The 22,620-nt window shown below is 54.7% G+C and carries 21 protein-coding genes and 1 other RNA gene; 6 read left to right on the forward strand and 16 right to left on the reverse strand.

The window, feature by feature from the left end:
• Positions 1 to 115 precede the first annotated feature (115 nt).
• The 6 genes from ACMYSK_RS13350 to ACMYSK_RS13375 form a co-directional block, all read right to left on the reverse strand.
• Complete coding sequence (locus tag ACMYSK_RS13350) at positions 116 to 430, reverse strand: glucose PTS transporter subunit EIIB (protein WP_434635989.1); 315 nt, start codon at positions 428 to 430, stop codon at positions 116 to 118.
• A 69-nt stretch (positions 431 to 499) separates the two neighbouring features.
• Positions 500 to 2,557, reverse strand: coding sequence for a beta-galactosidase (locus ACMYSK_RS13355; protein WP_434635990.1), 2,058 nt, complete (start codon positions 2,555 to 2,557; stop codon positions 500 to 502).
• Between the two features lie 31 nt (positions 2,558 to 2,588).
• The gene (locus ACMYSK_RS13360) at positions 2,589 to 3,791 is read right to left on the reverse strand and encodes a glycoside hydrolase family 53 protein (RefSeq protein ID WP_434635991.1); all 1,203 of its coding nucleotides are present in this window, start codon (positions 3,789 to 3,791) and stop codon (positions 2,589 to 2,591) included.
• Between the two features lie 4 nt (positions 3,792 to 3,795).
• Entirely contained in the window at positions 3,796 to 4,647 is an 852-nt protein-coding gene (locus ACMYSK_RS13365; protein ID WP_434635992.1) for a sugar ABC transporter permease, read from the reverse strand.
• Positions 4,648 to 4,657: 10 nt separating this feature from the next.
• On the reverse strand, positions 4,658 to 5,965 hold the full coding sequence (locus ACMYSK_RS13370; protein WP_434635994.1) for a carbohydrate ABC transporter permease: 1,308 nt from the start codon (positions 5,963 to 5,965) through the stop codon (positions 4,658 to 4,660).
• A 120-nt stretch (positions 5,966 to 6,085) separates the two neighbouring features.
• Positions 6,086 to 7,318, reverse strand: a complete 1,233-nt coding sequence (locus ACMYSK_RS13375) for a maltodextrin ABC transporter substrate-binding protein (protein ID WP_434635996.1) — start codon at positions 7,316 to 7,318, stop codon at positions 6,086 to 6,088.
• Positions 7,319 to 7,672: 354 nt separating this feature from the next.
• Between ACMYSK_RS13375 and ACMYSK_RS13380 the strand changes: the two genes are divergently transcribed.
• Positions 7,673 to 8,782 (forward strand): ABC transporter ATP-binding protein, encoded by a 1,110-nt coding sequence (locus ACMYSK_RS13380; RefSeq protein ID WP_434635997.1) that lies wholly within the window; start codon positions 7,673 to 7,675, stop codon positions 8,780 to 8,782.
• A gap of 262 nt (positions 8,783 to 9,044) precedes the next feature.
• A complete protein-coding gene (locus ACMYSK_RS13385) occupies positions 9,045 to 10,604 on the forward strand; it encodes an EAL domain-containing protein (RefSeq protein ID WP_434635998.1) in 1,560 nt (519 codons plus the stop codon).
• A 52-nt stretch (positions 10,605 to 10,656) separates the two neighbouring features.
• On the opposite strand, the gene ACMYSK_RS13390 is transcribed toward ACMYSK_RS13385, so the two are convergent.
• Both ACMYSK_RS13390 and ACMYSK_RS13395 read right to left on the reverse strand, forming a co-directional pair.
• Complete coding sequence (locus tag ACMYSK_RS13390; RefSeq protein ID WP_434635999.1) at positions 10,657 to 11,010, reverse strand: DUF1428 domain-containing protein; 354 nt, start codon at positions 11,008 to 11,010, stop codon at positions 10,657 to 10,659.
• Positions 11,011 to 11,072: 62 nt separating this feature from the next.
• Positions 11,073 to 11,717 carry a YczE/YyaS/YitT family protein gene (locus ACMYSK_RS13395; RefSeq protein WP_434636000.1) on the reverse strand — a complete coding sequence of 215 codons (645 nt, stop codon included), beginning with the start codon at positions 11,715 to 11,717 and terminating at the stop codon, positions 11,073 to 11,075.
• An 87-nt stretch (positions 11,718 to 11,804) separates the two neighbouring features.
• Between ACMYSK_RS13395 and ACMYSK_RS13400 the strand changes: the two genes are divergently transcribed.
• Positions 11,805 to 13,232, forward strand: a complete 1,428-nt coding sequence (locus ACMYSK_RS13400) for a PLP-dependent aminotransferase family protein (protein ID WP_434636001.1) — start codon at positions 11,805 to 11,807, stop codon at positions 13,230 to 13,232.
• A gap of 133 nt (positions 13,233 to 13,365) precedes the next feature.
• On the opposite strand, the gene ACMYSK_RS13405 is transcribed toward ACMYSK_RS13400, so the two are convergent.
• The 3 genes from ACMYSK_RS13405 to ffs form a co-directional block, all read right to left on the reverse strand.
• Positions 13,366 to 13,581 carry a hypothetical protein gene (locus tag ACMYSK_RS13405; RefSeq protein ID WP_434636002.1) on the reverse strand — a complete coding sequence of 72 codons (216 nt, stop codon included), beginning with the start codon at positions 13,579 to 13,581 and terminating at the stop codon, positions 13,366 to 13,368.
• Positions 13,578 to 13,835 (reverse strand): hypothetical protein, encoded by a 258-nt coding sequence (locus ACMYSK_RS13410; protein WP_434636003.1) that lies wholly within the window; start codon positions 13,833 to 13,835, stop codon positions 13,578 to 13,580. The genes ACMYSK_RS13405 and ACMYSK_RS13410 overlap by 4 nt, the downstream gene beginning before the upstream one ends.
• A gap of 388 nt (positions 13,836 to 14,223) precedes the next feature.
• An RNA gene (gene ffs, locus ACMYSK_RS13415) (signal recognition particle sRNA small type) lies at positions 14,224 to 14,320 on the reverse strand.
• 351 nt (positions 14,321 to 14,671) lie between these two features.
• Between ffs and ACMYSK_RS13420 the strand changes: the two genes are divergently transcribed.
• Both ACMYSK_RS13420 and ACMYSK_RS13425 read left to right on the forward strand, forming a co-directional pair.
• Positions 14,672 to 15,079 (forward strand): dTDP-glucose pyrophosphorylase, encoded by a 408-nt coding sequence (locus ACMYSK_RS13420; RefSeq protein WP_434636004.1) that lies wholly within the window; start codon positions 14,672 to 14,674, stop codon positions 15,077 to 15,079.
• Between the two features lie 64 nt (positions 15,080 to 15,143).
• Positions 15,144 to 15,455, forward strand: coding sequence for an MGMT family protein (locus ACMYSK_RS13425; RefSeq protein ID WP_434636005.1), 312 nt, complete (start codon positions 15,144 to 15,146; stop codon positions 15,453 to 15,455).
• Positions 15,456 to 15,514: 59 nt separating this feature from the next.
• Here ACMYSK_RS13425 and ACMYSK_RS13430 read toward each other — a convergent pair whose 3' ends face one another.
• A complete protein-coding gene (locus ACMYSK_RS13430; RefSeq protein ID WP_434636006.1) occupies positions 15,515 to 16,027 on the reverse strand; it encodes a YbaY family lipoprotein in 513 nt (170 codons plus the stop codon).
• A gap of 219 nt (positions 16,028 to 16,246) precedes the next feature.
• On the opposite strand from ACMYSK_RS13430, the gene tesB reads away from it, so the two are divergent.
• Positions 16,247 to 17,110, forward strand: coding sequence for an acyl-CoA thioesterase II (gene tesB, locus ACMYSK_RS13435; RefSeq protein ID WP_434636007.1), 864 nt, complete (start codon positions 16,247 to 16,249; stop codon positions 17,108 to 17,110).
• A gap of 65 nt (positions 17,111 to 17,175) precedes the next feature.
• On the opposite strand, the gene amtB is transcribed toward tesB, so the two are convergent.
• The 4 genes from amtB to ACMYSK_RS13455 form a co-directional block, all read right to left on the reverse strand.
• Positions 17,176 to 18,462 carry an ammonium transporter AmtB gene (amtB, locus tag ACMYSK_RS13440; protein ID WP_434636008.1) on the reverse strand — a complete coding sequence of 429 codons (1,287 nt, stop codon included), beginning with the start codon at positions 18,460 to 18,462 and terminating at the stop codon, positions 17,176 to 17,178.
• A 33-nt stretch (positions 18,463 to 18,495) separates the two neighbouring features.
• A complete protein-coding gene (gene glnK, locus ACMYSK_RS13445; protein WP_004858743.1) occupies positions 18,496 to 18,834 on the reverse strand; it encodes a P-II family nitrogen regulator in 339 nt (112 codons plus the stop codon).
• A 242-nt stretch (positions 18,835 to 19,076) separates the two neighbouring features.
• A complete protein-coding gene (locus tag ACMYSK_RS13450; RefSeq protein WP_434636009.1) occupies positions 19,077 to 20,855 on the reverse strand; it encodes a SmdB family multidrug efflux ABC transporter permease/ATP-binding protein in 1,779 nt (592 codons plus the stop codon).
• Positions 20,848 to 22,620 (reverse strand): SmdA family multidrug ABC transporter permease/ATP-binding protein, encoded by a 1,773-nt coding sequence (locus ACMYSK_RS13455; RefSeq protein ID WP_434636010.1) that lies wholly within the window; start codon positions 22,618 to 22,620, stop codon positions 20,848 to 20,850. Before ACMYSK_RS13455 ends, ACMYSK_RS13450 begins: the two co-directional genes overlap by 8 nt.

Raw genomic sequence — 22,620 nt, forward strand, 5'->3', positions numbered from 1 at the left:
TGAACGTGTTTTATCTCCAGCTGTAAGGTCGTAATTACCCTCCGGTAATGATTATTGCCATTGCTTTCTTTGTCTTATTTCAGGGATAACTCAATATTGAGTTATCCCTTTTTCTTTATTTACGGCTGGTAAAATGTTCATCTAATAGCTGGCGTAGGGTATCGGACTGCTTGCCAAAAATAGCATGAACCTGTTGCCCAAGAATAATAACACCGAGCGCCCCTTGCTGCTGTAGCGCCTGAGAATCTACGATTGCCAGATTATTAACCGTGACCCGCAAACGCGTAATACAGGCATCAACATTCACAATATTCCCCTCACCGCCGAACGCACTAATTAAATCCTGTATCTGTTGTTTTTCCACATCGCTCAACGGCACCGGCGGGCGGGGCTGGGAGAAATAATGCAGAAAGGATTTTAAACTCACCATAATTCACTCCTGATAATATCAAGGTAAAAAAAAGCCTGCTCGCGGGAGCAGGCTCGGATAAAACAGCAATTACGCTTTACGACTGAGGATACGGCAGTCCCACGGCGTTAAGGTCAGCGGCGCGCTGATGCTCTCCCCCGATAAACTGTCCTGATAGCCCTGCGGCAGGTTTACGCTGTGCTGAAGTGCGCTGTAGTTTTGCAAGAATACGTAGGTGGTTTCACCATCAGTACGTGCCGTGGCCACCACCGCCGGCGGAAGATCGCTCTCGATAGCCCGCGGCAGCGCCAGCTCCCGGCTGATGGCTGCGAAGAAATCGCGCTGGAAGGCCAGATCGTTGCGCGAGGCCACGTGCCAGGCTTTTCCCTTACCAAAGTGATTTACGGTAACCGCCGGGCGGCCCGCATAGAAATCATCACGATAGGTTGCCAGCGGCTGGGCGCTTTCGGTGTGAATCAGCTCGCACAGGTGGCGCACCTGATAAGGTCCCTGCAATCCGCCTTCATTGCCTGCCAGACCCTGAACCAGATTCCGCTCGCCGTCATTCAGACAATCAATCTCTTCCGCCCAAATCCCCAGCAGGTTGCGCAGAGGCCCCGGGAAGCCGCCGAGATGGCAAAGATCGGACTCATTGACGATCCCTGTCCAGTAGGTTGTCACCAGATGGCCGCCGCTGGCAACAAACGCTTCGGCGCGCGCGGCAAACCCGTCACGAACCATATACAGCATCGGCGCAATCACCAGTTGATAGGCGCTCAGGTCACCATCGGCATCGATGATATCGACCGCAATGCCCTGCTCCCAGAATGGCCGGTAGTGTTCGTTGACGGTATTTTCATACTCCATACCGAGATTCCGCGGGCCCTGCGCATCATCCATCGCCCAGCGGTTTTGCTGATCAAAAATGATAGCCACTTTAGCATCGGTACGACAGCCAACCACGCCCGGCAGGCGACTGAGCATGTCACCCAACTGGCTCACCTCGCGACCAACGCGGGTATCCAGGTGCCCGACGTGGTCAATGACCGCACCGTGGAATTTCTCCACCGAGCCGCGGCTCTTACGCCACTGGAAGTACTGAACCGAATCCGCTCCGTGGGCGATAGCCTGCATAGAGGAGAGGATATGCATCCCCGGTTTTTTCAATTTGCTGGTCGGCTGCCAGTTGGTGGCACTCGGCGTGGATTCCATCAGCACGAACGGCTTGCCGCCTTTCAGGCTGCGCATCATGTCATGGTACATGGCGGTGTAGCAGGCCAGCGTGGTTTCATCTTTGTCGCGATGCCACATCGGGTAGCTATCCCAGGAGATGAAGTCCAGCGCCTGCGCCAGCTGCCAGTAGTCGTAATCGTAGAAATACTCCATGAAGTTAGTCGTCACCGGCAGGTCGGCATTCGCCGCCTTCAGCGGAGCAATTTCATGGCGACAGAAGTCCGTAACCTGCGCCGTGCTAAAGCGGCGCCAGTCGAGGTTCAGCCCGTGAATGGATACTTCGCCCTGCGGCGCCGGCGATTCAATCTGCGACCAGTCGGTGTAAGTGTGGCTCCAGAAGGTGCTCCACCAGGCGTGGTTGAGGTTATCCAGCGTTTGATAGCGCGCCTTTAGCCAGTCACGAAAGCGCTCCTGGCAGCGTTCGCAGTGACAATCTCCGCCATATTCATTGGAGATGTGCCAGCCGAGAACCGCCGGATGCTGCGCATAGCGTTCTGCAAGCAGACTATTGATTTTAAATATTTTATCCCGGTAAACCGGTGACGTCATACAGTGATTGTGCCGCCCGCCGTGCAGCGCAGGTACGCGGTCACGCCCCACCCGCAGCACCTGCGGATAAGCCTGCGACATCCAGGCCGGGCGTGCGCCGCTTGGGGTAGCCAGAAATACGTGAATACCGGCGGCGTACAGCTTATCCAGAATGCTGTCCAGCCAGCCAAATTCAAATACGCCTTCCTGAGGTTCAAGTTTTGCCCAGCTAAAAATCCCCACCGACATGACATTGCATTTAGCCTGCTGCATCATGGCAATATCTTGATCGATAATACCGGGATAATTCTCCCACTGCTCCGGGTTATAGTCAGCGCCATGCAATAGTGCATTGACCTTCGGACTCAAAGGCGCAAATTTATTCATAATAAACATCCTGAAGTTTAAAACTTAACGATTAATTAAATACTTTTGCTGAAGGTAAAACTTTCCCCTGGCAATCAAACAGCGCCTGATTTTCCCGGGCATTACCCTGCTTCCATTCATCGTGGATATATTTCATTCCCGCCGGCGTGGCCCAGGTATTTCCCGGCACGGCAATCCAGGTCGGCTCCCAATAAAAAATACCTTTCCCACGCTGGTTGGGCACGTCGGCAACGGCCTGCATTAAATCGTGAATATAATTATATTGCCCCTGCACCGTTGCCGGATAACCGCCCTCTTTTTCTTCTTTAGCCTGGAAACTGTTTTCCGCGTTATCGCAGTTTTCCAGGGTATAGGCATAGGCGGCTTCCACGACAATTACATCTTTGTTATAGCGCTTGCTGATATCATCCATATTCGCTTTCAGCGCGCTAATCGGGCCGTTCCAGTAGGTATACATCGACAGGCCAATAATGTCGTAAGGCACATTGCGTTTGCTGATTTCATCAAACCACCAGCGGAAGGTATCGTTCTTAGTCCCTTCCGCCAGATGCAGCATAATCTTCACCTGCTCGCCATTCTTCAGATTCTCTTTCAGGCCATCGATGGCCGCATTCAGCAGGCCCGCCAGACGGTCAAATTCACCGCCACCCTGCCCCCAGCTTTTGCCTTCCGGCCACAGCATGCCGCCATTTATCTCATTGCCAATCTGCACCATATCCGGCAGCACGCCTTCCTGCTTAAAGCGGGCGATAGTGTCACGGGTATAATCGTGAATGGCCGTTTTCAACTGGGGGTAATCCATTTTTTCCCAGGCTTTCGGTTTGTACTGCTTACCCGGATCGGTCCAGAAATCACTGTAATGGAAATCCAGCAGCAGCTTCATGCCCTGTGCTTTTGCCCGTTTAGCCAGCGCCAACGTCGCCGCCAGATCGTTATCACCACCGCCGTAGCCCTGACCCTGTGCATCTTTTGGGTCGACCCACAGGCGCAGGCGGACATAGTTCACGCCATCGGCTTTCAAAATGGCAATAGGGTCCTGCAACTGGTTGTTGTGGTTATAAAACTTTGCCCCGTGCTTTTCCACGTCCAGCAACGTGGAGATATCTGCGCCTTTAATAAAATCCGCAGGCATCGCGTTAAATGCGCGCGTTTGCAACGCCTCGGCAGCCAGAACAGAAGTGGAAAAACTGCATGCCAGACAAACAGCAAGCCACGCGGGTGTTAATCTTTTCATGGGGTTATCCTTTTGTACTGCCAGAGGTCAGGCCGGAAACAAAGTATTTTTGTAATGCCAGGTAAAGAATCGCTACCGGAACGGCAATCAGCACCGCTCCCGCCGCGTAAGTGGTGTAGCTGGCGCCCATTTTTTGCGCCACCAGGTTATACAAACCGATCGGCAGCGTGTACTTGTCCGGTGTCCGCAGGATGGTGCTCGACAAAATAAAGTCACCCAGCGGACCGGTGAATGAAAACAGCGCCACCACCGCGAGGATCGGTTTCGACAGCGGCATGATGATTTCAAAGAAGATGCGGAAGCTGCTGGCACCGTCCATTCGCGCCGATTCATCCAGATCTTTTGGGATCGCATCGAGATAACCTTTCATCAACCAGGTATTCATCGGGATCATGCCGCCGACGTAGATCAGGACCAGCGCCAGATGGCTGTTGATCAGCCCCAGCAACTGAGAAAGGACGAAGATCGCAATCAGTGCGGAGAACTGCGGGATCATCTGCAGCAGCAGGAACAGCATCAGCCCGTTCTGCCGCCCTTTAAAACGAAAGCGGGAAAAGGCATAGGCGGTAAAACTGACGCTGATTAAGGTCAGCGCCATGGTCATGAAGCTGATTTTCATCGAGTTCCAGTACCAGGTCAGATAGTTCACGTTGCCGTTAAACAGGTCTGCGTAGTGCTGGAATGAGAGGTTCTCTGGAATAATCGAGGTGCTGAGCAGACTGTTTCCGGCATTCAGCGACGCACCAACCGTCCAGACCAGCGGATAGATAATCACCACCGAGACCAGGGTAACAATCAGCCAGGTGAGTGACAGGCGAATCCACTTTTCGCGTTTAATACTGGGTGATTTAGCCATGTTGCTTCCCTTACGCCATGTCGTCATTTTTGAAGGATTTCGTGGCGCGGAACTGCCACAGAGCCAGGCCGACGACAAAAATCGACAGCAGAATAGTAATGGTCGCCGCAATGGCATATTGCGAAGATGACATGGTCAGTTTGTAGATCCACGACACCAGAATGTCCGTCCCGCCGGCATTTGACCCTGCCACCGCCGGGCCGCCGTTGTTGAACAGATAGATGATGTTGAAGTTATTAAAGTTGAAGGTGTACTGAGTGATAATGATCGGTGCGATCGAGTACAGCACCAGCGGCAGCGTGATGGTGCGCAGACGCGTCCAGGCGCTGGCGCCGTCCATGGTCGCGGCTTCATAAAGATCGTCCGGAATCGCCTGTAACACACCGGTCGTCATGGCGAACACGAACGGAAAGCCCAGCCAGGTTTGCATCATAATCAGCGCGGTTTTGGTCCAGAATGGATCGGTCAGCCACGCCTTTGGACCAATGCCGAAGAACGACAGGATCGCGTTGTTGATCACCCCAAACGAGTCGTTAAACATCCCCGCAAACACCAGGATGGTGACAAAACCCGGCACCGCCCATGGCAGGATAAAAATGGTGCGAATCATTGGCTTAAAACGCAGATCTTTCTGGTTCACCAGAATTGCCAGCAGCACGCCGACGGTGCATTGCAGGGTCGTGGCCAGCAGCGTCCATACCACCGTCCACTGCAGCACATCAAAGAAGGTCGAACGCCAGATAGAGAGCGTGAAAATATTGATGAAGTTTTTAAACCCCACCCAGTCCACCAGCTTCGCCGGCGGGGTGTGGTAAAGGTTGTAGTTGGTAAAAGCGATGGCAAAGCCAAAGAGAATCGGGAAGATGACGACGAACACCAGCAGAATAAAGCCGGGGCTAATCATCAGATAGGGGAACCCCTGATTTAACAGCATCTGGTACTGTTTGCGCACGCTGTTCAGCGCCACGCCTTCATCACGCTTTTTACCGTTAACCCAGGCATCGCGCAGCGAAAGATAATAGATAAGCAGGCCGAAAGCGACGATCAGAACGCTGATGATCCCTTCCGCCAGCAGGAAAATGGAGTTATCCCGCGGCACTTCTTCGCCCAGGGTGTAGAGCCCCCACAGGCCTTCCTGCAGGAAGTCATAAAAAACGCCCATAAAACTACTCAGCAGCACCAGGAAGACGAGCCCCTTCAGCCACTGGCGATGATAAAACTGGCCAAAACCCGGCACGATAGCCAGCAGCAAGCCGCACCACGCATGGCGGCCTGCGCCGCGCGACTCGGCAATATTTTCGCTGGGATTGATAATCACACACCACTCCTTCTGAAAACGGGAGGTCCTCCTCCCGCTTCTTTACATCTATGCCCTGATAATCCGGGTGACAGGTCAGCGGCCAACGCGCCTGTCACCTTAAAATGACGGACATCGCGATTACTGGTTGCTGGCCTGCATAGCCTCGATCTGCATCTTGATCTGTTTCTCGGCGTTATCGAGCGCTGCCTGCGGTGTCTGCTTCCCGGTCAGGCTCAGCTCCAGTGCCGCATTCGCCGGCCCCCACACTTCCCCCATTTCCGGAATACCCGGCATCGCCGTGGCGCGAGCGGATTGCACCGCTACCGCACTGGCTTTCTCGTCATTCTTGATCAGCGGATCGTCAATCATCGCCTTCAGCGCCGGGATTTCGCCGGTTGCCACATAGCGCGCTTTCACGTACTGAGGCTGGTTGATGAACTCAATAAACTGCTGCGCCAGCGCTTTGTCTTTGCTCCAGGTCGATACCACGTAGCCTTTGACGCCAAGGAACGAGCTCATCGGTTTGCCGTCTGGCAGCATCGGCAGTGGCGCCACGCCGTAGTTAATCCCTGCCGCTTCGTACGGCTGAAAAGCCCACGGACCGTTGATTACCGCCGCCGCCTTCTTCTCAGTGAACAACGAATCGATGGCATTCAGCCCGTTATCACCGAGGATCCCTGCCGGGAAGACCTTGTCGCTATAGAATTTTTTCAGGAAGGTGACGGCTTCAACTGCGCCTGGTTTATTCAGACCAACGTCCTGCGGGTTGAAACCGCCCTTGTCATTTTTACCGAAGATATAGCCGCCCATCGGGCCAATGGCGCCCCAGCTGTAATAAATCTGATCGAACTTCGCCAGCAGGCCATATTTGTTCTGCGCCCGCTGCGCTTTCGAATAGTCAAACCACGCCTGCAGGCTATCCAGCGGCTTAGCGATCAGGTCTTTGTTGTAAATCAGTACCAGGGTTTCCACGGCTTTCGGGACGCCATACAATACGTTATCCATCCGGAAGGCATTGATCGACGCCGGGGTAAAGACCTCCTGCTTAGCCTGATCCAGGGTCAACGGCGACAGCAGCCCCTGCACCACCGCACCGCCGAGCTGGTCGTTCGGGATCACCAGAACATCCGGGCCAATACCGGCAGGGCCATCAAGGCGCAGCTTTTCCAGCTGCTGTGCATAAGGCATCTCCTGCACGTTGACCTTTACGTCGTACTGTTTTTCAAAATCCCCGATCGCAGCTTTGATGCCCTCGGATTTTTTGATGTCTTCCCAGACATTCAGCTGACCGGCGGCGTGAGCCTGCAGGCTGACAAGCTGTCCGGCAGCCAGTGTAGTGAGGATAAGTGCAGCAAGAGTGTTCTTTTTCATTATCAACCTCATGTGAAGGTATAACAATTTATTGGTTTTTATTTGATGATTTCATTTATCCCTGACCTTAAATCAGCTGATAAATGGCGACTTACAACGTTAAAACCAGATTTTCATGATTTGTTATACGCTACGCTTTGAATGCGTATAAAACTACATGAAGCTACCAGTTGTGTGATCATGATTGCAGAAATGAAACTTCGAGGTAGGGCGCAAAAATACTGGAAGTTATAGTCATAGCATGATTTCAGTGCTGTTGAGCATTGTTCAGCCAGGTTGTTACACGTAATACAAAAAACCGCTGCAACCCTAATCCCAACGGCAAATAACGACTACTAACTCCGGGGAATGTTGATGTCCAATATACGACTGAGGAATGTCACCAAACGGTTTGGCACTACCGTGACGCTGCATCAGGTCAATCTTGATATTGAAGACGGTGAATTTGCGGTCTTTGTCGGGCCATCCGGCTGTGGGAAATCAACCCTGCTGCGCATGATTGCCGGGCTTGAGGAGGTCAGCGATGGCGAGGTGCTAATCGGTGATGAGGTGATGAATGACGTGGTACCTGCCCACCGCGGTGTGGCCATGGTCTTCCAGTCCTATGCGCTCTACCCGCACATGACGGTGGCGGAAAATATGGGCTATGGCCTGAAGGTCAATAAGGTGCCGAAAGACGAAATTCGTCGTCAGGTTGAAATGGTGGCCAAAACCCTACAGCTGACCCAACTGCTGGATCGAAAACCTAAACAGCTCTCCGGCGGCCAGCGTCAGCGCGTCGCCATCGGCCGCGCCATCGTGCGCAACCCGCGGGTGTTTATGTTTGATGAGCCACTCTCTAACCTGGATGCGGAACTGCGCGTCGAGATGCGTCTGCATATTGCCAAGCTGCACCATGAGCTGAAAACGACCATGGTGTATGTCACCCACGATCAGGTAGAAGCCATGACCCTGGCCGATAAAATTGTGGTGATGAACTACGGCAAGGTCGAGCAGATGGGCTCACCAATGTCGCTGTACTACAACCCGGTCAACCGGTTTGTCGCCGGCTTTATCGGCTCGCCAAAAATGAATTTCCTGCCCGCTACGGTCACCGCCTGGCAGCCGGGGCAGCTCACCGTGCAGATGGCGCAGCACCACAGCCTGACGCTGAATATCACCACGTCGCCTTTGCAATCAGGAGATGCGGTAACGCTGGGGATTCGCCCGGAACACCTGTCGACCGATGTTCGCAGCGGTACGGTGGTAGAGTTTCAGTGTGAAGTGGTTGAGCGTCTGGGGAACAACACCTATCTGTTCGGCCAGTGCTATGGCCATGATAACGTCAAAATCCTGCTGCCCGGCGATGTCCATTTCCGCCCGTGGCAAAAAATCGACGTCGCCTTCGACGACCACTTCTGCATGGTCTTTGATGAAAACGATCTGCGCATCAGCGCCGATATTACCGCGCCGGATGCCCATTAAAAAAACATCTGGCTGTCATGATTGCGCTTTAAACTGAATCTGGATGCTGATAGCGCCTGCTATTGGCATTCCTGCTCCAGCCCTCGTTTTAATCCGCACCGTTCTTTGCCTCGAACGCTGCGGATCATCCACTGTTAGCCCGATATCAGCGTCATGCCTGATTCGGGCATTTTTTAAATCCAATAAAAATTACCGCTCATCTGCGACCTTTCTCCGCTATCGGATATACTCATCAAACCCCCAATAACATAAGGATATGCGCATGACGACCCGGCATCTGGTGAGTCTGGTTACCGGGGTATTGATACTTGCCGTAATTGTACCAATAGCGTTAAGCATCTGGCTGGCGACAAACCAGGCAAAAATGCTGTTTTATACCGAACTGGATAACTACTCTTCGCGGGTCGTGGCCCGAATTCAACAGGTGGCGAGCCAGGCAAGAGAGGCGCTACAGGAGGCCGATGCCCAAAGCGCGATAACCTGCAGTCCACAGCACCTGCTCGCGATGCGCCGTATCGCTTATACCCATCGTTATGTACAGGAAGTCCTGTGGGTAAAGGATTCGGTTCCGCAGTGCTCTTCTCTCGAAGATCACAGTACGCCCGTCACCTTCCCTGAACCCGACCACATCACCGCCGACGGCTATCGCGCCTGGCTTACCTCGGTTAACGACATCGGGCTGAAGCACAAGATGACGGCGCTAGGTAGCAAGCATCACATCGTGATGATCGACCCGGCCTCATTTATCGATATTATTCCGCTCGGGCAGGAAAATATTCATGCGATTCTGTTCGGCATTAAATTCAAGCAGATTATAACCAGTAGCGAGCCCCTCGATCCGATAGTCTGGGAGCGAATCTGGAAGCTGGACAGCCAGACGCTCACCTTAGACAATACCGTTTATCGCCTTCACCGGATCCCCGAACTGGGGCTGGCTATTGCCACCTGGTCATCCACGCTGCCGCTGCAGGAAAAATTTCGCCATCAGCTGATGCTGTGGCTCCCTCTCGGTCTGTTTATCAGCCTGCTGGCCTCATTTTTGCTGCTGCGGCTGCTGCGAACCTTGCGCTCACCGCGCTATGGCATGCTGGATGCGCTGCACTCAGACGCGATTCGGGTCCATTACCAGCCTATTGTTTCACTCAAGGATGGCAAAATCGTCGGCGCCGAAGCGTTAGCCCGCTGGCAGCAGCCTGACGGCAGCTTTTTATCGCCGGAAATATTTATTCCGCTTGCCGAAGAAACCGGGCTGATTACCCATTTAACTGAAGATATCGTGCGGAAAATTTTTGCCGACCTCGGCCCCTGGTTACACACTCGTCCGGAACTCCACATCTCGATTAATTTGTCCGTTGACGATCTCCGCTCGCCGACCCTGCCAGCCCTGCTGGCAGAACAGCTTCGCCAGTGGAACATCGCGCCGGCGCAAATTGCGCTTGAGCTGACGGAACGCGGCTTTGTCGATCCCGACACGACTCTGCCGGTGATCGCCCGCTATCGTCAACTGGGGCACAGCATCTCAATCGATGATTTTGGTACCGGCTATTCCAGCCTGAGCTACCTGCAAAAACTCGATGTCGATACCCTGAAAATTGACAAATCCTTCGTCGATACCCTCGAATATAAGCCGCTGACGCCGCACATCATCAAAATGGCAAAAGCACTTCATCTGGCGACCATTGCCGAAGGGGTTGAAACATCAGAGCAGCGTGACTGGTTATGCCACCACGATGTGCTTTACGCCCAGGGCTGGCTGTACAGCCCGGCATTACCAAAGGAAAAGTTTATTCTGTGGGCGGAAAATAATCTTAAAGGGCATTGAGCCAGAATCGATAACTGCCATCCCCACCGGCAGCGGGGACGGCGAGGATGAATTACTCATCTAACAGCGGCGCGAAGCCGCCGAAAATCATCCTTTTACCATCAAACGGCATGCTCTCGCCTAACGCCTTCATCCGCGGGTCGGCCATCATGCTGGCATTCGCTGCGTCGCGTACCTCTTTTGACGGATATTCGATCCAGCTGAATACGACCTCTTCCTCGCTCTCCGCTTTCACCGCCATGCGAAAATCGGTGAGCTTACCGTCCGGCACATCGTCCGCCCAGCACTCCACCACGCGTAACGCACCAAATTCTTTAAACAGCGGTGCGGCCTTTGCTGCCAGTTCGCGATAGGCCTCCTTATTTTTCGCGGGCACGGCAACGACAAAACCATCAACATACTTCATGAGCATCATCTCCGAAGTGAGCAGTGCGACCGGCAAATCCGGCCGCATCTGTATGGCTAAGTTTAGCCCTCATCCCGGATGAGGGGATCACATCGGGAGGCAACCTCATCCGAAGCGGTAAGCGTTTTACGTGCCGTCGGCTGGCGAAACCAGGGCAAGCACAGCTGAATGAGCGGCCCGATAGTTAGCGCATACAGCACGGTTCCGACACCAAACGTCCCGCCCAGCGCCCAGCCAACCACCAGGACTGAGACTTCGATAGCGGTACGGATCCCTCGCAAAGACCACCCCGTACGGGCATGCAAACCGGTCATCAGTCCATCACGTGGTCCCGGGCCAAACCCGGCGCCAATATACATCCCCGTCGCCAGCGCATTGAGCACAATGGCGCCGATCAGCATCAGGCTGCGCACCACCAGCGACTCCAGCGGCGGCAGGACGGCCAGGGTCGCATTTGCCGCCAGCCCCAGGACAATCACATTACTGACCGTCCCCAGCCCCGGCATCTGACGTAGGGGGATCCACAGCAGCAGTACTGCGGCACCGGTCAGAATCATCACCGTGCCAAAATCGAGGTCAAACAGCTTACCGATGCCCAGATGAAAAACATCCCACGGATCGGCGCCCAAATTGGCATGCACAAATAACGCGGTCGATACGCCGTACAAAACGAGACCAATATAAAGCTGCACTAATCGACGTAACATTTTTTACCTCAGGAGGATTGCGGACCTCTCCATCATCAGCAAAAATGGATTGATAATTAATGACCAGTTTATGAAAAGTGGATCGCTATGGTTGCTCGTCGCTTTGGTACACAATCCCTGGTACGTCTGCTGGGTCACTGGCAAGAGTCTTCTTCGCGAACGCCGCTGTGGCGCCAGCTGGCAGAGGCCCTGCGTCTGCTGATTCTTGATGGTCGCCTGACGCTGGAAACGCGCCTCCCCGGCGAGCGTGAACTGGCCACGGCTTTGAACGTCAGCCGCACCACTATTGCCAGCGCGCTCGGCCAGCTGCGTGAAGAGGGTTATCTTTATAGCCGCCAGGGCAGCGGCTCTCGTATCGCACTGCCGGAACGGCCGGACACAGCGACGGAAGTGGCCTTCAGTCCATCATCGGTCAATCTGGCTACCGCTGCCCTGAACGCCGGGCCTGAAATTCACCAGGCCTATCAGCAAGCGCTGACAATGATGCCGCAGCATCTCTCCAGTACCGGTTACGATCAGCACGGACTGCGGATTCTGCGGGAAGCGATAGCTCGCCGTTACAGTGAGCGAGGTCTGACGACCCGCAGCGATGAAGTGATGATCGTCAACGGAGCCCTGAGCGCGTTTGCGCTGGTATTACGCCTGTTGACCGGGCCAGGCGATCGCGTGGTGGTTGATGCCCCGACCTATCCCATGGCTATCAGCGCAATTCAGGGCGCCTCCTGCCGGCCGGTCGGCGTTGCCCTGCCGCAACAGGGCTGGGACTGCGACGGGCTGGCGGCAACTATTGCGCAAACTGCACCGCGGCTGGCGTGGCTGATGCCCGATTTTCACAATCCTACCGGCCGCTGTATGGATAGCGCCACTCGTCAGCGGGTGGCCGATATTGCGGCGCAAACGCGTACGACGCTGGTGGTTGATGAGACGATGGTGGATTTATGGTACAACGCCCCGCCGCCGCCGCCGCTGGCGACCTTCAACGCCGATGCACCAGTTATCACCATTGGCTCTGCCGGGAAGAGTTTCTGGGGGGGATTGCGTATCGGCTGGATCCGCGCCTCCTCACGTACTATTGCCTCGTTAGTTCAGGCGCGGGATTCACTCGACCTGGGCACTCCGCTTCTGGAGCAACTGGCCTGTAGCTGGTTACTGGAAAATGAGAAGGCTTTGCTTCCGGCACGCAGGGAGATGTTGGCCGCGCGCCGCGATATGTGCGGCGCACTCATGACGGAATACTTTCCTCACTGGCGCTTTACATCACCAGAGGGCGGGCTCTCTTTTTGGGTTGAATTGCCGGGAATGCTGGCGACGCTCTTCTCGGCGCGAGCGGAAAGTCAGGGGATTCATATTGGAACCGGAACGCGCTTCGGCCTGGCCGGCGCCTTCGATCGCTATTTGCGCTTGCCTTTCACCCTGGCGGACGAAGAGTTACGCAGCGCGTTTACGACCTTACAACCGATCTGGGCAGGTCTTGCGCAACAGAATGAAAATACGCGAATGCGTAAGATAATATAATAAAATATCGACGGGCTGGATTCAGCCCGTCAAAAATCATCATCCATGACGCATATGAGATGTTTTTTATAAATTGCGCTGTAATGATGTCATTGCTATATGTCAGCCCGATGACATCAATGAATTAATTTCATTAATGCTGGCGTGGAATAGGAAAACTTTTTAAAGAGATAATAAAACCATCTTCATCTTTTTTTATTTTTGCGCCGGTATCACACCAGTCGGAGGCAATGCGAAAAAACTCATCACTACCGATATTCCAGTTGAGGCGAACATGCTTAACATACCCTGAACGTAACATGTCGCAGGCTTCGCTATAGTTGCTGGCTGTAGAGAATTGTTGTTTCATTTTTTCTTCTTAAGAATTTTTCTTAACGCTTTGATTTCTTTAGGGGTTAGTGGAGAAGCTTCCTCTTCGGTATGCTGACTATCAACATCCTCTTCCGAAACCCCCGCCTCATCTGCCGAATCTGCTATTCCAAAAGCCAGCAGCAGCAGTTTCTCCGTTGCAGTACCCAGATTTTCGTTATTTACTTCCGCGTAGTGACGCAGCTTTTCTTTTAACTCTGCATCAATCTTTACGTTTAACACTACTGTGGTCATCGTCACGCTTCCCGTGCAATAAATTTATCATAATTAATACACGAAGTTAACAAACTGATCCAGACATATATTTTCAGCTGGCTACCAGGCAATAAATGCCCATAGATAATCTGCCTGTTATTTGTGACATGAAAATGACAAAAATATTTCATTATTATTTCAGAATTATGACATATATTTATAAAGCATAAAAAAGAGGGGTTTTTAGAGAAAATACCGACAGCAGTCGTCATGCAGAGAAGAGCAGCTATTCATCCAGCTGCCACGTTTCAGGCCAGAGCAGTCGGGCGCAACGGAGCATTAGGCATCAACAAAAGGCGATTTTTTTCTGAATACTGGAAGGTTTGAAATAAAAGAAGAAACAGGGATCCCCAGAATTGGGTGGGGGCCCTGCCAGCTACATCCCGGCACACACGTCGTCTGCTCTGGCTGCTTCCTTCCGGATCTGACCTGGTAAACAGAGTAGCGTTGCGGGAGAACCAACAGAGCCCCCATTGAGAGCGTCGTTATCCAACGCGCAGGCGCATTATCCCTACTGCACCAGTGAATTGCAAGCTCACCCCGGTCAGATGCTGGTTTATTGTGCAAAGCCGTGGCGAATGCGTGTAAAACGGCGTCGACACCAGCCGCCAGCCCCTGCGGCCCCTTAGTTTTTGACTACGCGCGGGCGACAGGAAAGCGCAGCCCGCTACACAATGATAAGTTTCGATACAATCCTTCTGGACTAAATCAAGGGATTGCGAGCGTTATCTCAGCACATTTCCTGGTCGCCATCCATACTTCATCTCATGCCAGCGTACTCTTTTTAATCAATATCTTACATCAATGGTAATGGAATGAGTGAATCACCGCGTTTAACCACAACCCTCGCAATGCCAGAGATAGACGGCGTAACCCTCTCATTTAAAGGTTTGAATTTCCTGCGCCCGGAGCTAATGCTCGATTTCGTCAGCGTCAGCTCCGGTACCCTGCTGGCTATCACCCCGGTTGCCCTGCTCTATTCCACGGTCGGCGTCCTTCAGCGCATTGATTTACGCAAGCTGCCGATTGAAGTCAGCGGTCGTATCATCTACCCGATCTCCTCACAGCAGCTTCCTTCCCTGCGGGCAAAACTGATTATCAACGCCCAGTCCCGGCGCCTGAAGTTTTTTGAAAGTCTGGTGGCTATCAGCCCACATGACAATATCCACGGGATGCAGATTCTCGGCCTCTCGCTCGAATTCACCATCGTGAAACCGGTATAGCCCTGCGCTGTACAGGCACTCGGCCAGCGCTTATCCTGAGCCTTTCCCGGTAACAGGACGCACGATGGATTCTCACGACACATTCCCCCGACGAGTCTGGCAAATTGTGGCCTCAATTCCGGAAGGCTACGTTGCCACCTATGGTGATATCGCAAGACTGGCGGGCTCCCCCCGCGCAGCGCGTCAGGTAGGCGGCGTGCTCAGACGCCTGCCTGAAGGCTCTACGCTACCCTGGCACCGGGTAGTCAACCGCCACGGCGACATTTCCCTGACCGGCCCGGATTTACAACGCCAGCGCCAGGCGCTGCTGGCAGAAGGGGTACCGGTATCCGGTAGCGGCCATATCGATCTGCAACACTATCGCTGGATTTACTAAAGATAAAAAAATGCCCCATGAAGGGGCATGCAGGGTTAACTGTGCAACCACCTGGCCGCTTACTGTGCGGCTGGTTCGCTGCTGCTGGCAACCGGAACGGCCGTATGCTGTACCGGCACCAGAATCAGGTCGGCGCGATTGCCACCGTTATTCACCACCGTCTGTACGGTATCGGTGATAAACATCAGCTGGCCGTTAACCGTAATGGCCGAACTCAGCAAAATACGCGCGTTCGGCTTAATATCCGCCTGGTTGTACGGCAGGACAAAGTTATACGGCGGCTGTTTCCCTTCGGTACGAACGGTTTTCTGCGCCAGCACACGCGACGGTGCATCGGCCAACGACGCATCTGACAAGGTCAAGGTCAGTACCGCATCCGGCGGTAGGGCGACTTTCTGCCGGATGGAAATAGTCCCGGAAACATTAGGCTGTTGCTGCGAGGACGTCAGTGATGCGATGCCATACGGATCGGGGGCAGCCGCGTTATTGGCAGTCGTTGTGCCGTGATTATTCGCGCAGGCGGTCAATGCGGTTGCAACGGCTAAAGCACTTAACATATAGGCAAATTTCATTATGTTCTCCTTTTCATCCCTTTATACACAGGAGCATGTCCTACCGATTGATAAGCAGGAACATCAGTATCGTGCATAAGTGTGGCATAGATCTCAGTTCTCTTCCTGCAAATGAGCCTTTATTCAGATTATTACACCCATCGGACCACTTGCGATTCCAGGTTATACTTGGCCTCAATACGCGCTGCGCTAAGCAGTTATCATTGATTGAGGGTATATATGAGTCAGGCACTAACCAATCTGCTGGCATTGTTGAATCTGGAAAAAATTGAAGAAGGGTTATTCCGCGGGCAGAGCGAAGATCTGGGGTTGCGTCAGGTTTTTGGCGGCCAGGTCGTCGGTCAGGCGCTGTACGCAGCCAAAGAAACCGTGCCTGCCGAGCGCCTGATCCACTCATTCCACAGCTACTTCCTGCGCCCTGGCGATAGCCAAAAGCCCATTATTTATGACGTCGAAGTGCTGCGTGATGGCAATAGCTTCAGCGCCCGCCGGGTTGCCGCGATTCAAAACGGCAAACCGATTTTCTATATGACCGCCTCTTTCCAGGCTCCGGAGCCGGGCTACGAACATCAAAAGTCGATGCCTGCGGCCCCGGCGCCGGACTCGCTGCCTTCAGAAACCGATATTGCCCGCAAGCTGGCTCACCTGTTGCCGCCGCAGGTCAAAGATAAGTTCCTCAGCGACAAGCCGCTGGAAATTCGTCCGGTTGAATTTCATAACCCGTTAAAAGGCCATGCGGCAGAACCAACGCGCCAGGTATGGATGCGCGCAAACGGAGCCGTCCCGCAAGACATCCGCATCCATCAATATCTGCTGAGCTACGCCTCGGACTTTAACTTCCTGCCGGTCGCACTGCAGCCGCACGGCGTCGGTTTCCTGGAACCTGGAATGCAGGTTGCCACTATCGATCACTCGATGTGGTTCCATCGCCCGTTCAACATTAACGAGTGGCTGCTGTACAGCGTTGAGAGCACCTCCGCATCCAGCGCCCGGGGTTTTGTGCGCGGCGAGTTTTATACTCAGGACGGTATTCTGGTGGCTTCAACGGTACAGGAAGGGGTGATGCGCAACCGGAATGCATAAGGCGCAATAGCATAAAAAAAGCCTCCCGCGGGAGGCTTTGCTGCTACTGGAGATAACACAAGGATTCAGGCGTTGTAGGCGTTTTCGCCGTGGCTGTTGACGTCCAGACCTTCGCGTTCCTGCTCTTCAGGTACGCGCAGACCCACGGTCATATCCGCCACTTTATAGCCGATATAGGCGACGATCCCGGACCAGACGATAGTGATGGCGATACTTTCCAGCTGCACCAGCAGCTGATGGCCCATGGTGACGCCTTCTGCGTAACCCACGCCGCCCAGAGAAGTTGCGGCAAAGATACCGGTCAGAATACAGCCCACGATACCGCACACGCCGTGTACACCGAAAACGTCGCACGGGTCATCAACACGCAACCAGCGTTTCAGAACCGTAACGCCCCACAGACCTGCCAGACCGGCCGCGATACCCACAATCAGTGAACCGCCTACGCCGATGTAACCACACGCTGGCGTGATACCGACCAGACCGGCAATCGCCCCAGAACAGGCACCTAACAGAGACGGTTTACCGCGGGTCGCCCATTCACCGAAGGTCCATGCCAGGATTGCAGCAGCGGTTGCCACAACGGTGTTGACGAAAGCCAGGGCCGCAATTTCGTTCGCCGCGCTCGCTGAGCCGGCGTTAAAGCCGAACCAGCCTACATAGAGGATTGCCGTGCCGGTAAAGACCATCGGCAGGTTGTGCGGTTTGAACGCTTCTTTGCCAAAGCCTACGCGTTTGCCCATCATATAAGCACCCACCAGTCCGGCAACCGCGGCGTTGATGTGTACTACGGTGCCGCCGGCAAAATCCAGTGCGCCGTGCGTCGCCAGCAGGCCACCGCCCCACACCATATGCGCAATCGGCACATAGGACAACGTCATCCACACCACCACGAAAATCAACACCGCAGAGAAGCGAATACGCTCAGCCAGTGCGCCCACAATCAGGCCAACGGTGATACAGGCGAAGGAGCCCTGGAAAGCAACATGAATGTACTGATAGAAGGTCCCCATCAGGGCTTTCAGCTCAATCTTTTTCAGTAATACCCAGTCGAAGTTACCGAAGAAGCTGCCGCCGGTACCAAACGCCAGCGTGTAGCCGTAAACCACCCACAGTACGCATACCAGAGCGAAGGTGACGATGACCTGGGTCAGCATAGACAGCACGTTTTTACCGCGAATCAGACCACCGTAGAACAGCGCGATGCCTGGAATGGTCATAAACAGCACCAGCGCGGTGCAAATCATCATAAAGGCGTTGTCGGCTTTATCTGCCACCGCCGGTGCGGCCATCGCCAGCCCCGGAAGCAGTGCCAGCGCACCCAGACCCGTTTTCATTGTTGCTATTTTCATTTTCTCGATCCCCATCACTGTGTGGTCTGGACGTTACAGTGCCGCTTCGTCGGCTTCGCCGGTGCGGATGCGAATAACGCGTTGCAACTCGGCGACGAAAATTTTGCCATCGCCAATTTTTCCGGTGTAGGCCGCTTTACTAATGACATCAACGACCTCATCAAGCTGATCGTCGGCAATCGCGACATCAATTTTCACCTTTGGCAGAAAATTGACGCTGTATTCGGCACCACGGTACAGCTCGGCGTGACCTTTCTGACGGCCAAACCCTTTTACCTCAGTGACCGTCAGGCCCTGAATGCCGATGGAAGATAACGCTTCACGCACATCTTCCAGTTTGAATGGTTTGATTACCACGGTAACCAGCTTCATAAGTCCCCTCCGCTCAGAATTCGTAATGGCAGCAGCTAACACACAGGGAATAAAGCAAGGGCTATGCCAGAAATGAAAAAGGACCGCATAGCGGCCCTTTTAACGAAAAAAATGCAAGAACGGAGCATGAAGATGGCGGAAAAACAGCGGCAGAGAACAAAATTGCACCATTTCAGTGCGTACGGCGTTGCATTTTTGCACCACGCTAAACCGCGCCAGCACAGCTGCCTGCTTATAGTGCATCAGGCAATAAGCGACTCTTCCTGGGCACTGGCGGCCAGCTCCTCACCGGCCAGCTGTAGCTGATACATTTGCCAGTAGCGCCCTTTTGCTGCCAGCAGCTGCTGATGGTTGCCGCGCTCGACGGCCTGCCCGCGGTGAAGCACCAGGATAGTATCAGCCTCAACGATCGTCGACAGGCGATGCGCAATCACCACCAGCGTGGTGTGCTGACGAACTTTTGCCAGCGCTTGCTGAATCGCCTGTTCAGTGCCGGAATCAATATTCGCCGTCGCCTCATCGAGAATCAGTATCTGCGGGGTATCCACCAGCACCCGCGCCAGCGCCAGCAGCTGCTTCTGCCCTACGGAGAGATTATTCCCCTGTTCGCCCAGCGGGGTGTAAATCCCCTCACTCAGCCCGCGCGCCAGTTCCGCCAGCTGCACGGATTCCAGCGCCTCCCAGACCTGTGCCTCGCTGATATCGCGACCAAGGGTAACGTTGGCATAGAAGGTATCCGCCAGCACAACCGGATCCTGCTGCACCATGGCGACGCCCTGACGCAACGCGCTGTGGCTCAACGACGCGAGCGGACGCCCGTCAAGACGGATCTCCCCCCGGGTCAGCGGGTAGTAGCCCATCATCAGGCTGGCAAGCGTGCTTTTACCGCTGCCGGTATGACCGACCAGCGCGACAAAACCACGGGACGGGATATCCAGGTTAATGTCCTGCAGCACCAGACGATCGCCACGGTACGCAAAAGAGAGATCTTCAATCGACACCCGGCCACTGCGCAATGGCGCATTATCCTGCCCCCACGCCTGACGCGGACGATCCATCAGCTCGAAGACTCGCTCGCCGGCGACAACCGCCTGCTGGAGCATCGACTGCTGGGTCGTCAGCTCAATCAGCGGCTCATTCAGACGCCCCAGATAGCTGATAAAGGCGTACAGTACCCCGACTTCAATTGTCCCTGCCGGACTGAACCCAAACAGCATTAAAAGCCCGCAAAGCACCAGCGTTGAGAACAGGCTCAGCAGCGGACGCAACAGGAAACCATCGAGGCGCAGGGTTTGCATACGCGCCAGATAGTGAGCGTAGCTGGCTTCACGCATCCGCTCGCCGAACCGCGCCTGTTGGCGGAACTGCTGGATAACGCCCATGCCATTAATCACTTCATTAAAGCCGTCATTGATATCCGCCAGCCAGGCGCGTACCCGGCGCACAATTGGCGTGCTGTAGCGCTGATAAATCATCATGACAATCAGCACCGCCGGGAAGATAGTCAGCGCCACCAGCGCCATACGCCAGTCAAGGCTGAACATCGCCACCAGCATGGCGCCAATCAGCGCCGCACTGCGCAGCACCGTCGCGACCACCGTGACATACAGATCGCGGATCACTTCCGTGTCGTTAGTCACGCGGGAAATCAGCTGCCCGACCGGCTGGGTATCGAACTCGCTGAGCGGCTGGCGCAGCGCCGCATCCATCACATCGCTACGCAGCTGCTGCACCACGCCAACGGCGGCACGGTTAAACAGCAACGACTGGTTATAGTGCAGGGTTGCCGCGAGGATCTGTAGGCCAAGATAGGCCACGGCAAGACCGCAGACCAGCTTCAGCGGCACTGAGTTCTTCGCCACCATATTATCGATAAAATAGCTGATCAGCAGCGGGCCGCTGACTTCAGCAGCGGCGGCGATCCACATCATCACCACGGCAATAATCAGCGGCTTACGCCACGGAGAACCGTAGGCCAGCAGGCGTTTTAAGGTGGGCCAGAGCTCGGAAAAACTACGCATCGGCGGCCTCCTCGTTTTCCTGCGGCGCATCGTCCAGCGCCGCTTCCAGCTGTTGATAGCGATACATATCGCGATACCAGCCGGGCTGTGCCGCCAGCCCGTCGTGACGACCGCGCTGGGCGACATGACCATGCTGCATCACCAGAATTTCACTGGCTTCGGTTAATGCCGACAGGCGGTGAGCGCTGATTATGACCGTTCGCCCCTCTCCCCACTGCCGCAGGTTATGTAATATTTGATGCTCCGTCCGGCCATCCACCGCCGACAGCGCATCGTCAAGAATCAAAATCTCCGCCTCCAGCAGCAGCGCACGGGCAATGGAAATACGCTGTTTTTGCCCGCCGGACAACATCACGCCGCGCTCGCCCACTTCCGTTTCATATCCCTGAGGCAGACGCAGAATATCGTCATGTACGCTGGCAAGCCGCGCCACATGTTCAATTTGCTCTGGCGTCGCATCGGGCCTGCCGAGCGCGATGTTGTTGGCGACGGTGTCAGAAAACAGGAACGGCGTCTGGTTCACTACCGCCAGCCGGGCGCGCCAGCTGTCGAGTTGCAGCCGCGTCAGCGGGATATCATGGAAGCGAATATCTCCCTGCGTGACGTCAAAGTGGCGTTGAATCAGCGCCAGAATGGTACTTTTCCCTGAACCTGTAGGCCCGCAAATGCCCAGCATTTGCCCGGGCTGGAGCACAAAGTTCACCTTCTCCAGCGAGGCTTTATTCGCCTGTGGATAGATAAATTCACGGATGGCGACGCTAAGCGCACCGCGCCCTTCCGGGGCAATTTCGCTGCCATCATCGACGGCCGGCGCCTCATCAAGCATTGTGCGGATCCGACTATAAGCCGCACTGCCGCGCTCCACGATGTTAAACATCCATGCCAGGGCCAGCATTGGCCAAATCATCAAACCGAGATACATCACGAAGCTGGTCAGTTGGCCAAGGGTCATGCTGCCCTGCAGCACCATCCAGCTTCCTCCGCCGATGGCCAGCAGGTTGGCCGTGCCAATCGCGATATAAATCGTTGGGTCGAAGCGCGCATCAATGCGCGCCACGCGCATGTTTTTCCTTCCGGTATCCGCGGCATCAGCAGCAAACTGCGCCGACTGCCGGTCTTCAAGACCAAAAGCCTTAATCATGCGGATGCTGGTCAGGCTTTCCTGAGTGCGATCGTTCAGGCTGGAGAACGCCGCCTGCGCGACGCGGAAACGTTCATGAAGCGCATCGCCGTTACGCTTAATCACCAGCGCCATTACCGGCATTGGCAGCAGCGCCAGTAGCGTGAGCTGCCAGCTGATTTGCGTTGACATCACGATCAGAACCGCACAGCCCATCACCATAGAGTCCACCAGCGTCAGCACCCCTTCCCCCGCGGCAAAGACCACCCGATCAACATCGTTGGTTGCGCGCGCGATCAGGTCACCGGTGCGGTGGCGCAGATAGAAGGCCGGATGCTGGCGGCTGAGCTGACGATAAAAGTCCTCCCGGAGCTCTACGGCCAGCTGATAAGAGGCGCCAAAAAGCAGCACGCGCCAGACATAGCGCAGCAGATAGACCATCACCGCGATCAGGACTAACGTGCCGATCCACATCCACACCTTCTCTGCGGTGTAATGTTGTCGGGTAACGCCGTCGACCACGATCCCCACCACCTTCGGCGGGATCAGCTGTAAAACGGCGATAATGGCCAGCAAGATAATGGCACCGAGATAACGGCGCCACTCCCGGCGGAAGTACCAGCTAAGTTGAGCAAATAATCGCAA

Origin of the sequence: Klebsiella sp. I138, from assembly GCF_051131765.1 — a bacterium.
Lineage (GTDB): Bacteria > Pseudomonadota > Gammaproteobacteria > Enterobacterales > Enterobacteriaceae > Klebsiella.